Source organism: Kitasatospora sp. NPDC059462 (assembly GCF_042749955.1).
GTDB lineage: Bacteria > Actinomycetota > Actinomycetes > Streptomycetales > Streptomycetaceae > Kitasatospora.
The window spans coordinates 1-13,606 of sequence record NZ_JBHYUU010000102.1 but is presented as its reverse complement, the minus strand read 5'-3'; the positions used below and the strand labels follow the sequence as shown (position 1 = coordinate 13,606).

At 75.3% G+C, this 13,606-nt stretch carries 12 protein-coding genes; 7 read left to right on the top strand and 5 right to left on the bottom strand.

Annotation, left to right across the window (positions count from 1 at the left end):
* Window positions 1-147: 147 nt before the first annotated feature.
* Both ACFXAM_RS23845 and ACFXAM_RS23840 read left to right on the top strand, forming a co-directional pair.
* Window positions 148-375 carry a hypothetical protein gene (locus tag ACFXAM_RS23845; RefSeq protein ID WP_380294252.1) on the top strand — a complete coding sequence of 76 codons (228 nt, stop codon included), beginning with the start codon at window positions 148-150 and terminating at the stop codon, window positions 373-375.
* Window positions 376-467: 92 nt separating this feature from the next.
* A complete protein-coding gene (locus ACFXAM_RS23840; protein ID WP_380294267.1) occupies window positions 468-1,172 on the top strand; it encodes a low temperature requirement protein A in 705 nt (234 codons plus the stop codon).
* Window positions 1,173-1,286: 114 nt separating this feature from the next.
* On the opposite strand, the gene ACFXAM_RS23835 is transcribed toward ACFXAM_RS23840, so the two are convergent.
* From ACFXAM_RS23835 to ACFXAM_RS23825, 3 genes are all read right to left on the bottom strand, one after another.
* A complete protein-coding gene (locus ACFXAM_RS23835; RefSeq protein WP_380294251.1) occupies window positions 1,287-1,706 on the bottom strand; it encodes an SRPBCC family protein in 420 nt (139 codons plus the stop codon).
* A gap of 56 nt (window positions 1,707-1,762) precedes the next feature.
* Window positions 1,763-2,773, bottom strand: coding sequence for an aldo/keto reductase (locus ACFXAM_RS23830; RefSeq protein WP_380294250.1), 1,011 nt, complete (start codon window positions 2,771-2,773; stop codon window positions 1,763-1,765).
* Window positions 2,774-3,141: 368 nt separating this feature from the next.
* Window positions 3,142-3,915 carry an SDR family NAD(P)-dependent oxidoreductase gene (locus tag ACFXAM_RS23825; protein WP_380294249.1) on the bottom strand — a complete coding sequence of 258 codons (774 nt, stop codon included), beginning with the start codon at window positions 3,913-3,915 and terminating at the stop codon, window positions 3,142-3,144.
* 322 nt (window positions 3,916-4,237) lie between these two features.
* On the opposite strand from ACFXAM_RS23825, the gene ACFXAM_RS23820 reads away from it, so the two are divergent.
* Together ACFXAM_RS23820 and lepB are read left to right on the top strand one after the other, a co-directional pair.
* Window positions 4,238-4,672 carry a DUF6892 domain-containing protein gene (locus ACFXAM_RS23820; protein ID WP_380294248.1) on the top strand — a complete coding sequence of 145 codons (435 nt, stop codon included), beginning with the start codon at window positions 4,238-4,240 and terminating at the stop codon, window positions 4,670-4,672.
* Window positions 4,673-5,173: 501 nt separating this feature from the next.
* On the top strand, window positions 5,174-5,932 hold the full coding sequence (gene lepB, locus ACFXAM_RS23815) for a signal peptidase I (protein WP_380294247.1): 759 nt from the start codon (window positions 5,174-5,176) through the stop codon (window positions 5,930-5,932).
* A 307-nt stretch (window positions 5,933-6,239) separates the two neighbouring features.
* On the opposite strand, the gene ACFXAM_RS23810 is transcribed toward lepB, so the two are convergent.
* Window positions 6,240-7,472, bottom strand: coding sequence for an alpha/beta hydrolase family protein (locus ACFXAM_RS23810; RefSeq protein ID WP_380294246.1), 1,233 nt, complete (start codon window positions 7,470-7,472; stop codon window positions 6,240-6,242).
* 264 nt (window positions 7,473-7,736) lie between these two features.
* Between ACFXAM_RS23810 and ACFXAM_RS23805 the strand changes: the two genes are divergently transcribed.
* Both ACFXAM_RS23805 and ACFXAM_RS23800 read left to right on the top strand, forming a co-directional pair.
* Complete coding sequence (locus ACFXAM_RS23805) at window positions 7,737-8,912, top strand: sensor histidine kinase (protein WP_380294245.1); 1,176 nt, start codon at window positions 7,737-7,739, stop codon at window positions 8,910-8,912.
* A complete protein-coding gene (locus ACFXAM_RS23800) occupies window positions 8,909-9,580 on the top strand; it encodes a response regulator (protein ID WP_380294244.1) in 672 nt (223 codons plus the stop codon). Before ACFXAM_RS23805 ends, ACFXAM_RS23800 begins: the two co-directional genes overlap by 4 nt.
* 611 nt (window positions 9,581-10,191) lie before the next feature.
* On the opposite strand, the gene ACFXAM_RS23795 is transcribed toward ACFXAM_RS23800, so the two are convergent.
* Window positions 10,192-13,002, bottom strand: a complete 2,811-nt coding sequence (locus ACFXAM_RS23795) for a BTAD domain-containing putative transcriptional regulator (protein WP_380294243.1) — start codon at window positions 13,000-13,002, stop codon at window positions 10,192-10,194.
* A 198-nt stretch (window positions 13,003-13,200) separates the two neighbouring features.
* Here ACFXAM_RS23795 and ACFXAM_RS23790 point away from each other — a divergent pair, with 198 nt between their 5' ends.
* Window positions 13,201-13,494, top strand: coding sequence for a hypothetical protein (locus ACFXAM_RS23790; RefSeq protein ID WP_380294242.1), 294 nt, complete (start codon window positions 13,201-13,203; stop codon window positions 13,492-13,494).
* Window positions 13,495-13,606 lie beyond the last annotated feature (112 nt).

The window sequence follows — 13,606 nt, the reverse complement described above, 5'->3', positions numbered from 1 at the left end:
CCCCCCCCCCCGGCCACCCGACAGGCCCGGCCCACCGGGCGGCTCCCCCCTGCGATGCCCCTCGCGAGCGGTGCACGGCGTCGCCGGGGTGGGTAGAACCCCCGGTACGGCAGCGCAGGGCCGGCCGTGTTCCGCCTCGGGGGGCGTATGGAGAACAACGAGCTCGTCGGTGTCGCGGTGATGGTGCCCGCCGGTCTGGGGTTCCTCGCCGTGCTGCTGTTCGGTGATCCCCTGCCGACATGGTTGCGCGCCCTGCTCGCGGTGGCCGCCCTCGTCGTGCTGTCCGTCGGCCTGGCGATCTGCGCCGGTGGCCCGGGCGGGCCGGGAGGCAACATCGGGGACGGCGGCTACGGGCCCGGGGGAGGAGGCCTCTGAAACCCCGGCGCACTTGATCGGCCGCGCCGGGCCGCGCCGCGCCCCGGTACCGGTGGCGGGCACACCCGCCCGGCCGACTCCGGCCTGCCTACCTGCCACCACCACCGTTCCGGGCCGCCGCCGCGGCCGTCGACATGACCGGCGTGTGGCTGGCGCACCCGTTGCCCGGCAACGTCCTGGTCTCGCGGGACCTCGTGTTCGACGCCGAGCACATGGTGGAGCGGATCCGGCTGTTCATCATCGTGCAGCTCGGCGAGACCGTCCTGACCCTCGGCACGGCGGTCTCCGCCGCCCCGGTGGACGTCCCGACCGTGGTCACGGGCCTGGGGGTGTTCGTCGCCCTGGTGTGCCTGTGCGCGAGCTACTTCCGCGGCGGCGAGGAGATCCTCGCGCGGCACGTCGCCACCACGGCCGACCGGCTGCTGCCCGTGCGGCGTGCCGTCAGCCCCCAGTACCCCACCCTCGCCGGCCTGGTCGCCCTGGCCGTCGGTGCCGAACTCGCCGTCGCCCACCCCACCGGGCCCGGCAGCACCACGCTCAGCCTCCTGCTGTTCGGCGGCCCGGTCCTCTACGTGATCACCCAGGCCTGGTGGTACTACACCTCCACCGGCCGGGCCTGGGGAGCGCGGCTGCTCGCCTGCCTGGCCTGTGCCGTCGCGGGCCTGGCGGCGAGGTGGCTGCCGCCGCTGGCGTCCGTGCTGCTGCTCGACGCGGTGCTCCTCGCGCTGGTCCTCGTGTTGAAGCAGGTGCACCGCCGCGTCCTCGACGAGGACCCGGCCGGCGGGCGCCGTCGTTGAGCGCCGCGACCGCGCGGTCCGGAACGCGCACGCCCGCGGCCCGCATGCCCGCGGCCCGCACGCGCGGGGTGCGCGTGCGGGCCACGGGGCCGGGTGCCGCCTCGGCGGTGCGGTTCAGCCGGCGAGGGTCTTGTCCAGGGCGTCGAGGCCGTCGGCGTAGATGCCGTGGAAGAGGTCGACGGTCTCCTGCTCGGTGGCGCCCTTGGGGTTGAAGCGGCCGGACCACTGGACCTCGGTGACGTCGTCGCGGCCGGGGACGGCGTGGACGCGGATCGTGGAGACGTAGCCGTCGACCGGGAACGGGGCCTGGAGGATGGCGTAGCTGTACTGGCGCTCGGTCTCGTTGAAGTCCACGAGGCGCTCGACGATCACCTCGCCCTCGGGGTTCTTCAGCTGCCGCACCCGGCCGCCCTCGACGGCGACGCTCTCCGGGATGTAGGGCAGCCAGTCGGGCAGGGCGTCGAAGCCGCCGATGAGGTTCCAGACCTGCTCGGGGGTGCCGGGGACGACGCGGCTGACGGAGGTGGAAGCCATGATCGTTTCTCCTGTGTACTGCGGTGGGGGTGGTGTGCGGGGGTGGGGGGTGTGGCTCAGGCGCCGTGGGGCAGCGGGGCGGCCGGGCTGACCAGGCCGGAGGTGCGCAGCTCCTGCCAGAACGCGGCGGGGACGTCCTCGTCCAGGGCGGCGATGTCCTCGGCGATGCGGCTGGGCTTGGTGGCGCCGGGGATGACGGCGGCGGCGACCGGGTGGGCGAGGGAGAACTGCAGGGCGGCGGCCTTGACGGACACGCCGTGCCTGGCGGTCAGGTCCTTCAGGCGGGCGACCTTGTCCAGGATGTGCTGCGGGGCGGGCTGGTACTCGAAGTGGGTACCGCCGGCCAGCACGCCGGAGCTGTAGGGGCCGCCGACGACCATGTCGACGTTCTGCTCCTGGGCGAGGGGCAGCAGGCGCTGCAGGGCGTGGTCGTGGTCGAGGAGGGTGTAGCGGCCGGCGAGCAGGAAGCCGTCGGGCTGCGGCTCGTCGAGGGCGAGGGTGAGCTCGATCGGCTCGGTCTTGTTGACGCCCAGGCCCCAGGCCTTGATGACGCCCTCGTCGCGCAGGCGGGACAGCACGCGGAAGGCGCCGGTGCGGGCCTCCTCGAACTTGCTCAGCCACTGGTCGCCGTGGAAGTCCTGGGCGATGTCGTGCACCCAGACGATGTCCAGGCGGTCGGTGCCCAGGCGCTTGAGGCTGTCCTCGATGGAGCGCTCGGTGGCCTCCGCGGTCCACACGTGGAGGACCTTGTTGGGGTTGCCGTGCTCGAAGATGCCGCCCTTCTCGCCGAGGTCGCGCTCGCCCTCCTCCACCTCGTCGAGGATGACGCGGCCGACCTTGGTGGACAGGACGTACTCGTCGCGCGGCTTGGTGGACAGCACCTCGCCCAGGCGGGTCTCGGACAGGCCGGCGCCGTAGAAGGGGGCGGTGTCGTAGTAGCGCACGCCCTGCTGCCAGGCGGCCTCGACGGTGGCGGCGGCCTCCGCTTCGGGGATCGCGCGGAACATGTTGCCGAGCGGGGCGGTGCCGAAGCCGATCTGGCCGGGAAGGATGTCCTTGAGGGTCATGACGATGCCTTTTCGATCAGTGCTGCCAAGGGCCTGACGGTGCCCCGGGCCGGGGCGAGGCGCGAGTGGAGGGTGCGCCTGTGAGGGGCGGCGGCGCTGCGGGCGGGGCCGCGCGAGGGCGCGCGGCGGCGTTCCGCAGGGCCGGAGACAGGGCACCCGCACCGCATAGATGCAGAAGCGCCTTACGTGTGAAAACAATAATTGCACACGCGGGCTAATGCAAGTGGTCCCCCCTGCCCGGGCCCCCTGCCCGGGCCCCCTGCCCGGGCCCCCTGCCCGGGCCCCCCGCCCGGGCCCGGGCCCGGGCGGCCCTCGCCCGATGTCCGTGCCGGCAGGCCCCCGCCCCGACGAGCGGCCGGGCAGCCGGCTCAGGGAATGATCGTCGGGAGCAGGCCGCCGTCGACGCCGAGGGCGCGGCCGGTGGTGGCCGAGGAGTGCTCGGAGGCCACGTAGGTGATCATGTTGGCGACCTCGTGGGGGCGGATCAGGCGCCGGAGCAGCGAAGCGGCGGCGCGGTTCTCCGCCAGGTAGCGGCGTTCCTGCTCGGCGGGGTCGAGGCCGGGGTAGAGCTCGTCGAACATGGCGAGCACGCCGTCGCTCATGGTGGGCCCGGGCAGCACGCAGTTCACCGTGACACCGGTGCCGGCCACCTCCTGCGCCATGCCCCGGGAGACGGCCAGCTGGGCGGTCTTGGTCATGCCGTACTGGACCATGTCGGGCGGGGTCTGGACACCGGCCTCGCTGCTGACGAACACCACCCGGCCCCAGCCGCGCGCGACCATCCGGGGCGTGTAGTGGCGTGCCAGGCGCACCCCGGAGAGGACGTTGACCTCGTAGAAGCGCAGCCAGTCCGCGTCGGTGATGTCGAAGACGGGCTTGGTCTCGAAGATGCCGGTGTTGTTGACCAGGATGTCGACATCGGGCAGCTGCCGGACCAGCTCGGCGGTTCCTTCGGCCGTACCGACATCGGCGGCGATCCCGCGCCCGCCGATCCGCTTCGCGGTCTCGCTGACGCGGTCGGGACTGCGGCCGTTGACCACGACATCGGCTCCGGCGGCGGCCAGGCTCCGAGCCGCCGCCGCACCGATTCCGGCCGTTGATCCGGTGACCAGCGCAATCCGTCCGGTGAGATCGATCTGCATCGGAGGGGACACCTCTCCTCGGTCGGCGACCGCAGCCCGCACGCCCGGCGACGGGCCGCATCCGCATACGCACCCGGGCGCACACCTCGATGGTCACCTCGCAAGGCGCTCCCGGCACCTCGGAGACCTCCCCGGACGCCGGGGGACCGCCGACCCCGGAAACCTCGGAGACCCTGCAGAACAGCAGGCCCGAGCATCGATGGAGCCGGGCACGGCGATCGCCGCCGAGCCGGCCTGCGCCGCCGACCAGGTCGACGTCGAGTGCATCGAGGCCGCCGACCGGGCAGGAGCCCGTGTCGTACCTCCGTGATACCCATTCCCCATGAACCAGTTCCGCGACTTCAACCTCAAGCTGCTCGTCATCGAGGAGCTCATGTACGGCCCCGAGCCGCTCCTCCCGGTCTACGACGTGTCCGCGCAGCTGGCCGAGCGGGGGATCGGCGACCCCGCGTCCTACGTCCTGGAGAACGGCCTGCACGAGGAGGTGCTGGCGGAGTCCCGGGCCCATTTCGAATCCCTGGAGATCCCGGCCGCACTGCTCGCCCGCGTCGAGGAACTGTGCTTCGACGCGGGGGCGGACGTCTTCCGTCACTGCGCCCCTGCCTGGGACGGCGAGGACGACCTGTTCGACGTCCGCTCGCTCGACGATCTCGCCCTGCTGCCCAACCTGCGGGAGGTCACCTTCGTCGAGGACGGTGTCCTTGCCGTGCCGGACGCGGCGGAGATCTTCGCCGCGCGCGGCATCGAGACCGACTGAGCCCCGGCAGGGAACGCCATCGGGGCCGCGGCAGGCGAGAGACCGGCCGATCGATCAGATGACGAAGGAAACCCTCTGACCGGGCGCGGCGGTCGGGCGCTCCGGCCGGGGCGATGTCTGTGGCGATCGCGCTGAACGAGCGCCAACCCGCAGCTGAGGATCGGGGGGTGGGTTGCGGTGCGGTGGTGTCCGTGGCCGGCCGTGATCGCCCCCTGAGGCGCCGGCCGACACCGCTCACCAGTTCCTCACTCCTTTCGGCCCGGGAGCGGCCGCAGGCAGGACGCCCTCCACGCTGCTCGGCGGGTACGTCGTCGGTGCCGGCTGCGATCATGTCCCCATGATCGGTACACCCGCTCCGTTGGCGCCCTCGTCCCCGTCCCCGTCCTCGTTCGTCGACGCCGTTGCGGTGCAGGCAGCCGACGCGGACCACAGCGAGTGGGCCACGCCGCTCGGGCCGACGGGTACGGCGGGCGCCGCCGTCCGGCATCGACCGTCAGGAGGATGGATGTGAGCGAGCACGGTGAAGCCGAGGGCCGGGCGGCACGGCCGGAGGGGAAGGCGGACTCGTCCGAGAGCCCGCGGACCCGTTCCCGCCTGCGCGGCCTGCTCCGGCTGCTGGGTGTCTGTGTCGTGATCGTCCTGCCGCTGAACGCCTTCGTGGCTCGCCTGTTCGCGGTGCCGTCGAGCTCGATGGGGAACACTCTGCGACCGGGTGACCGCCTGGTCGTGAACAAGCTGGCGTACGCCTTCGACGGCCACCCCCAACGCGGTGACGTGGTGGTCTTCGACGGCAGGGGCTACTTCGTGCGAGGGGCGGCCAAGCGGAACGGTCCCTTGGAGGGACTGCGTTCGCTGGGGCGGGACTTGGGCCTGACATCGGCCGGTGAAACGATCTACTTCCTGCGCGTCATAGGCGTCGGCGGCGACCGGGTGGCCGGCACCGGCCCGGGCGAGCCGATCACCGTCAACGGCGTGCCGATCGACGAGTCCTCCTACCTGGCCGAAGGCGACGAACCGTCGAACACGGCCTTCGACGTCGTGGTGCCGGACGGAAAGCTGTGGGTGATGGGGGACCGCCGCAGCACCTCCCACGATTCGCGCGACCACCTGGGCGATCCTGGCGGCGGCTTCGTGCCCGAACGCCGTGTCATCGGACGGGCGCAGTGGGTGGTCCACCCGTTCGGACACTGGGCGAGCCTGGACCGGCCGGCGGCGTTCGCCGCGACAGCGGGGACGGACGGTCACGGGGACCGGAGGTAGACGCCGGCCGGCCGGTTCACCGCAGCCACCCGGCGCGCGGCACGGCAGGAGAAGCCGAAGACCCCGATCCGGCCGCGGGACACGGCCGGTGACGGTGCCGCTGCTCCGGCGCCCCTCGGCCCGCCGCGCCGCCCGCGCCCCGTGCGGTGACCGCCGCTGCCGGTCCGGGAACCCGGCGGGCAGGAACCGGACGTACTCGCGCACAACGGCACCGCCATCGTGGCCGGCGAAGGCGGCGGTGCGGGCGCGGCCCACACCCTCAGGAGCCGTGCCGCCCGGCGCCCCGAGGGGTACCGGGCGGGCCCGTTCAGCGCAGCACCTCCAGCTCCGGCCAGTCGTCACCGGGCCGTTCGAGGAAGCCGCTGGGCCGCCCCGCCAGGTACCGCGCGAAGAAGGCGGTCACGGCGGTGCGCTGGGCGGCCAGGGAACGCCGGGGGTCGACGGTGCCGATGAGGGCGTCCGCGTCGGGGACCGGGAGGCGGCGCACGAGCTGGGGCAGGAGGACCTGGAGGTCGGTGTACGAGCCGTGCGCGGAGTCCCGCAGCCGCAGGGCGTGCCGGGGGCCGGTGGACGCCGCCCAGCAGGAGGCCCAGCTCGGTTCGGTGCGCAGGCTCTTCGTCCCGGAGGCCATCAGCAGGAAGGGCTTGGCGAGGCCGCTGTCGGCAACGGGCCCCAGGAGCGCGCCGTCGAGGTCGGCCGCCGCGCGGACGCGGGGCTCGTCGTGGGCGAGCTGGGCGGCGACGCAGCCGCCGAGGGACTGCCCGAGCACGCCGGTCCTGGCCGGGTCGGCGGCTTCGGCGAGCCCGTCCGGGAGCGGGCCGGTGCCGGTGTCGGGGCGCTCCCCGCGGGCGAGCCGGTCGAGCGCGCCGAGGACGAAACGGGCGTCGGCGAGGCGGGCCCGGCAGTGCCCGGCGAGAAGGGCGGCGATGACCTCCGGGGTGAGGTCGTCGGGCAGCGGGAGGGCCCGTTCGACCCGGCCGCCGGGGAACTCGACCTGTTCGGCCTCGTACGTGGAGTCGAGGGCGACGACGAGGTGGCCGCGGCTCGCCAGCTCCTCGACCAGGGTGGTGCCCAGGGCGCGCGAGCCGCCGTCGCCGCTGGAGAACAGCACCACCGGCAGCCGGCCGGCGCGACGGGCGACGGGCGCGCCGGTGCGCGCGTGGGTCCTGATCCCCTGCCAGTCGGCGGCGCCGGCGCGGACACCGAGGGCCGGCGCCGAGTGCGCGTCCCAGTCGCCCGCCGCGGCCGGCGGCAGCCAGGGGGCCGTCGGGTACCCGCCGCCGGGTTCCGCCGGGTACCAGAGGCCGGCCATGAGCTCCCGGTAGGGCTTGGCGGGCAGGAGGGGGTCGGGGCGGCTGTCGTCGATCAGGTGCAGCGCGACGGTGCCGACGGGCCAGGGCCCGGTGGGCGCGGGCAGCCGCAGCGGGACGGGAGCGGCGGCCGGCGCGGCGCGGCGGCCTCCCGGGGCCGGGGCGGCGGCCACCGAGGCGAGCGCGGCGGCGCCGAGCGTGCCGAGCAGGGCGCGGCGGGTCAAGGGCATTGGGCGGGCTCCTCGGACGGTACGGCTGCGGGGTCACCACCAGCGTTCCGCCACCGGGGACGCGAGGCGCCCTGCCGGGGGACGATCCCGCGAAGGGGCACGGGCCGCCCCAGGGGCCCGTGCCCTCCTCCGCCCGCAGGAGCCCCCGGTGTCCCGGGGGAGCCCCCGGTCTCCGCCGGTGGGCGGACGCCTTCACGGCCACGGGGGCCCTACCGTGGGCCTCCGGCGAGGACGCCGGACGACGCGGACGCGAGGACGGACACGATGACCGAGACCGGCGCGGTACGGACGGGCCCGCCGGGCACCCTCGCCCGGCTGCCGGGACGGCTGCCGCCCCTGGTGGCGGACGCCGCGCTCGCGGCGGCCCTGTTCCTGGTGACGCTCGGGCCCGGACGGGTGACGGACGGCACGGGCTACGCCCTGCAGACCGCCCTGGTGCTGCCGTTGGTGTGGCGGCGGCGGGCACCGCGGGCCGCGTTCGCGGTGATCGCCGCCGCGGCGCTCACGCAGTGGCTGCTCGGTGTTCAGCTGCCGGCCGACGCGGCGCTGCTGGTCGCCCTCGGGACGGTGACCGCGCGGGCGCCGTCCCGGTCGGCGTGGGCGGCGGCCCTGGTGGCGGTGGCCGGGGCCGTGCTGGCGGCGGCGCGCTGGGCACCCGAGGGCCGGTTCCTCGCCTCGGCCGCCGCCATGACGGCGGCGGTCGCCGCGAGCACCCTGCTCGGGGTGAACACCCGGATCCGGCGGGCCGCGCGGGCCCAGCGCCTGGAACGGCTGGAACGGGACCGCGACGAGCGGGAACGCCGGGCGGTGGAGGAGGAACGCGCCCGGATCGCACGGGAGTTGCACGACAGCGTCACGCACGGCCTGTCGGTGGTGGTGGCGCTGGCGGACGCACTCGGCCACGCACGGCCGGCCGACGCCTCCGCCGTGACGGCCCGGATCGCACAGACCGGGCGGCAGGCGCTGACCGACATGCGCCGCGCCCTGGGCCTGCTCCAGGACACCGGCCCCGACGCCGGCCCCGAGGACGACCGGCAGCCGCCACCGGGGATCGGGCAACTCGGGGCGCTGTGCGAGCGGATGGAGGCCGCGGGCCTCGCGACCCGGCTGCGCGTGGACGGCGAGGCCGCCACGGTACCGGCCGCGGCGCAACTGACGGTGCACCGCCTCGTCCAGGAGTCCCTGACCAACGCGCTGCGCCACGCGCCGCAGGGCTCGCGCGCCGAGGTGCGGGTGACCTGCGCGCCCAGGGCGGTCACGGTCGAGGTGACCGACACCGGGCACCCCGCAGACACCGGGCACGCACCCGCCGAATCCGGGCGGGGCCTCACCGGGATGCGGGAGCGCGCCGCCGCCTTCGGCGGGGTACTGGAAACGGGCCCGCGGCCCGGCGGCGGCTGGCGGGTCTTCGTCCAGCTCGACCCCGCAGGCACGCCATGAGCGTCCGGGTACTGCTGGTGGACGACGAGGAACTGCTGCGGCTGGCCTTCGGCATGATCCTGCGCGCCGAGCCGGACATGGAACCGGTCGGAGAGGCCGCCGACGGGGCGGCAGCAGTGGAACTGGCGCGGCGGCTGCGACCGGACGTGGTGCTGATGGACGTGCGGATGCCGGGCACCGACGGCATCGAGGCGACCCGGCAGCTGCTGCGCGAAGCGCCCGGCACACGGGTGCTGGTACTCACGACCTTCGACCTGGACACCTACGCCTTCGAGGCGCTGCGCGCCGGAGCCTCCGGCTTCCTGCTGAAGAACAGCCGGCCGGAGGAACTGCTGGGAGCGATCCGCGACGTGGCACGGGGGGACGCCGCACTCTCCCCCCGGGTGACCCGGCGCCTGCTGGACCGCTTCGCCCACCGGCTCCCCGCCACCGGCGACGACGGCGCCGGAGGCGACGCGGAGCGGCTGCGCGCGCTGACCGCGCGCGAGCGGGAGGTCCTGCTGGGAGCCGCCCGCGGCCTGACCAACACAGAACTCGCCACCTCCCTCGGCCTCGCACAGCCCACGGTGAAGAAACACCTCGGCCGCGCCATGGCCAAGCTGGGCCTGCGGGACCGGGTACAGGCAGTGATCTTCGCGTACGAGTGCGGACTGGTCGGACCGCGGTAGACACGGGCAGCCGCCGGCTCAGGCGACGCCCACCGCACTCCAGGCGGCGCCGGCGACGCCCCAGAGCCCTCGGCCGCAGGACCGCGGTGCGCGCGCCCCTGCGGTCCGCAGCACACGCCATGCAGACGGTCCGCGCCCACCACCGGACGCCGGACGCCTCCTGGCCGCCGATGCCGATCGAGCCGTTGCCCGCCGATCCGGTGCCCGCCGGGCCGTTGGACGTGATGCCGCTGACGGCCCGGCACCGCTGCCCCCGCCGCCCAGGCAGAACCAGCGCTCGCCGACACCCGAGGAGTGGCGCACATCGAGCCGGCCGACGACCTCCGGCCACCAGCCTGCGCGACGGCGTCCTCGCGATCGGCCGTGAGCCGGCCAGCCGGCCAGCCGGCCGACCGGCCGGCCGTGGCTCTGCGCCCCGCCCAGGACAGCCCGCCCCCCCGAACCCGCCCCCCCGAACCCGCCCCCCCCGAACCCGGTCCCGGCCGTACACGACGGCCCCGAACGAAGCACCCCCGCCGCCGGTTGCCCGCCTGCTGCGCCCCGCGCACTCCGCGGCCCGGTGCGCGCTCTCCTCCGGGGCGGGGACACCCGCGCCCGCTGTCCCCGGCCGGTCAGCCCTCGGCGAGGCGGGCGTGCAGGCGCTCCGCGCCGGGGTGGCCGATGTCCTCGTAGACGGCCAGGGCCTGACGCAGCGCCGCCCGGGCCGCGGGGCGGTCCCCGGCGGCCTCGTGGGTGTCGGCGAGGCCGACGAGGGTGCGGGCCTCCCAGGAGCGGTCGCCCAGCGTCCGGTAGAGCCCGATGGCCTGCCGGTAGCAGTGGACGGCCTCGTCGTACGCCGCGAACCGGTGGTGCGCGTGGGCGAGGGTGTCCCAGGTGGCGGCCTCACCGGGGCGGTCGGCGGTGTTCCGCAGCAGGCCGAGGGCCTCCTCGCACTGCCGCAGGGCCTGGTCGCGGTCGCCCAGCATGGTGCGCGACCAGGCGCCGGCGTTGAGGGCGCGCGCCTGGCCCGCGACGTCGTCGGCCGACCGGTACAGCTCCAGTGCCACCGTGCCGTGGTCGAGCGCCTCCGGGTGGCGGCCCTGCTGGTCGAGCATCCAGCCCAGGGCGAGGTGCATCCGGGCCCGGCCGGTGGTGTCACCGAGGGCGGTGAAGAGCGCGAGGGCCTCGGTTCCGTGGCGTTCGGCCTCGGCGTGGTGGCCCAGCCGGGTGTGCACCCGGGTGAGCGCGCGGTGGGACAGTGCCTGGCCGAGCCGGTCGCCCAACCGTTCGGCCGCCTGCAGCCCGGTGGTCTGGGCGAACAGCCAGGCGTCCAGGTAGCCGTCGCGCGCATGGACGTGGGAGAGGGTCCAGGCGAGCGGCCAGGTGTGGCCGTCGAGTCCGGCGGCGGTGGTGAGGGCGACGAGGGCGTGCAGCACGGGCCGTTCGGTGCCGAGCCACTCCAGCGCCGCCGCGCTGTCGGCCAGCGGCTCGGGGTGGGCGCCGGGGTGGACGGGCGGAAGGGCGATGTCCGTGCGGTGGCGCTCGACGAGGGCGGCGGCCCCGTGGGCGGTGTGCGTGTAGTGGCTGACCGTGCGCAGCAGGGCGTCGTGGCGGGACGCCCGGTTCGCGGGGTCGTCGGCGAGCTCGGCGGCGTAGGCGCGGACCAGGTCGTGGAGGCCGTACCGGCCCGGAAGGTGTTCGGTGATCAGCTGGGCGCGGACCAGTTCGCCGAGTGCGGCGCCGGTGCGGTGCCGGCAGAAGCCGGTCAGGCTGGCGGCCGCCGGCCTGCTGATCTGCGGTCCGGGGTGGACGCCGAGGAGGCGGAACAGCAGGTCGGCGTCGTCGCTGAGGGCGCGGCGCGACCACGAGAACACCGAGCGCGGGCTGAGTGCCGTACCGCCTTCGGCGAAGGCGTCCAGCCCGCCGGCGGCGTCGCGCAGTTCACCGGCCAGCATGGCCAGGCTGAAGGCGGGGTTGGCCAGGGCCCGGGCCGCCACGACGGCGAGTGCGAGGGGCAGCCCGGCGCAGGCGGTGACGATGGAGGCGACGGCCCCGGCCTCCCGGGCGATCCGGTGGCCGCCGAGGCGGTGGGCGAGCAGGCCGCGGGCCTCGTCGTCGGTGAGGGCCGCCGGGGCGAGGAGGCGGGCGCCGTCGGCGGCGATGAGTTCGGGCAGCCGGCTGCGGCTGGTCACGATCACCGTGCAGAGGCCGGAGCCGGGCAGCAGCGGGCGGACCTGCTCGGCGTCGCGGGCGTTGTCCAGGACGATGAGGAGCCGTTTTCCCGCGGCGAGGCTGCGGTAGAGGCCGAGCCGCGTCTGCGGTTCGGCGGGCTGGGTGTCGTGGGGGACACCGAGGGCGTCGAGGAAGGATCCCATCGCCAGCGCCGGGGGGAGGGGGTCCCGGTGGGGCGCGAAGCCGCGCAGGTCCACGTACAACTGGCCGTCGGGGAAGCGCCGGCGATGCCGGTGCGCCCAGTGGAGGGCCAACCAGGTCTTGCCGATGCCGCCGATCCCGCTCAGCACGACCGTACGGCCGGTGACGGCGCCCTCCGGTCCCGCCGGGCCTTCGGCCAGGGCCCGGTCGAGTGCGGCGATCTCGCGCTCGCGCCCGGTGAACTGGATCGGCGCGGAAGGAAGTTGGCGCGGCACCGGAAGGGGGCCGGCGCCGCCGGCGGCCGTGGCGCCGCCGGTTGCGGGCGGCGGGGCGGGGAGGGAGAGCGCGGGGTCGTTGTCGAGGATCTGCCGATGCAGGGTGCGCAGGGCCGGACCCGGTTCCGTGCCGAGTTCCTCGGCCAGCAGCCGGTGGGTCCGCCGGTAGCGCTCCAGCGCCTCCGAGGGGCGGCCGCTGCGGTACAGGGCCAGCAGGAGCTGTCCGGCGAGGCGCTCGTCCAGGGGGAGGGCCGCGGCCCGGGCGGACAGCGCGGCGAGGCACTCGCTGTGGCGCCCGGCCCGGAGCATGAGGTCGGTGTGCGCCAGTTCGGCCTCCCGGCGTTCGGCGGCCAGGTGTTCGCGGACGGCGTCCAGCCCGGGGGCGTTCAGCCCGGCCAGCGGCTCGCCCCGCCACAGGGCGAGTCCCTCGTCCAGCAGGGTCAGGGCGGTGGCGTCGTCGGCGCTCTTGGCGCGGGCGACCAGCCGGCGGAAGCGGTGGGCGTCGACGGCGTCCTCCTCGACCCGCAGGACGTAGCCCCCGGGCCCGCGGGCCAGCAGCACGTCGAGCGGGCCCAGCACGCGGCGCAGCCGGGAGACATAGGTGTAGAGCGTGTTCCGTGCCTGGTCGCCCGCGTCCTCGCCCCACACGTCGCGGATCAGCCGGCCGACCGGGACGGGGCGGCCGGCGTCCAGGACCAGAGCGGCGAGGACGCACTGCTCCCGGGCGTGGCCCAGCGGGACGGGCCGTCCGCCGGCGAGTACCTCCAGGGGGCCCAGGATGCGGAACCCGACCATGCCGCGATGCCTCTCTCGTGAGTTCAACGTCCTTTTTCGATCGATGAGTTGACAGTCTCACCTGTGACGTCGAGGTTTGCTCAGGGTTTGCCTCAGGTCGGCCGAGCAGAGTTGCGGACGTGCCTCCGAGGCCGCCGGCCGCCGGCGGGGCGGGGCACGGCAGCAGACCGGACCGACCTTTTCCACGAAAGGCAGATCATGCGCATCCGTCACACCATGGCCGGGCTCGCCCTCGGCACCGCGTTCGCCGTGGGCGCCCTGGCCGCGCCGGCCCAGGCGGCCCCGGCCCCCGCCGCGGCCCCCGCCGCCGTCGCAGGCCCGGCGAAGGCCCCCTCTGCGGTCACCGGCTGGACGGTGATCGCCACCTACCCCAGCCTGAGCTCCTGTGAGTCGGCCGCCGTGGCCTGGGCCGGCCGGCACCCCGGCAAGCGGGCCTTCTGCGAGGACCGGGGATACCGGGGGACGGTATGGGACCTGCTCGTGCAGAGCTGAGGACCCGCCGGGGCGCGGGGCCCCGCGCCCGCCCCCGCCCCCCCCCCCACGGGTCGGGGTACCGCGCTACACCTGTCACTTATAAAAAAATACGAAACCACGAGAAAACAGA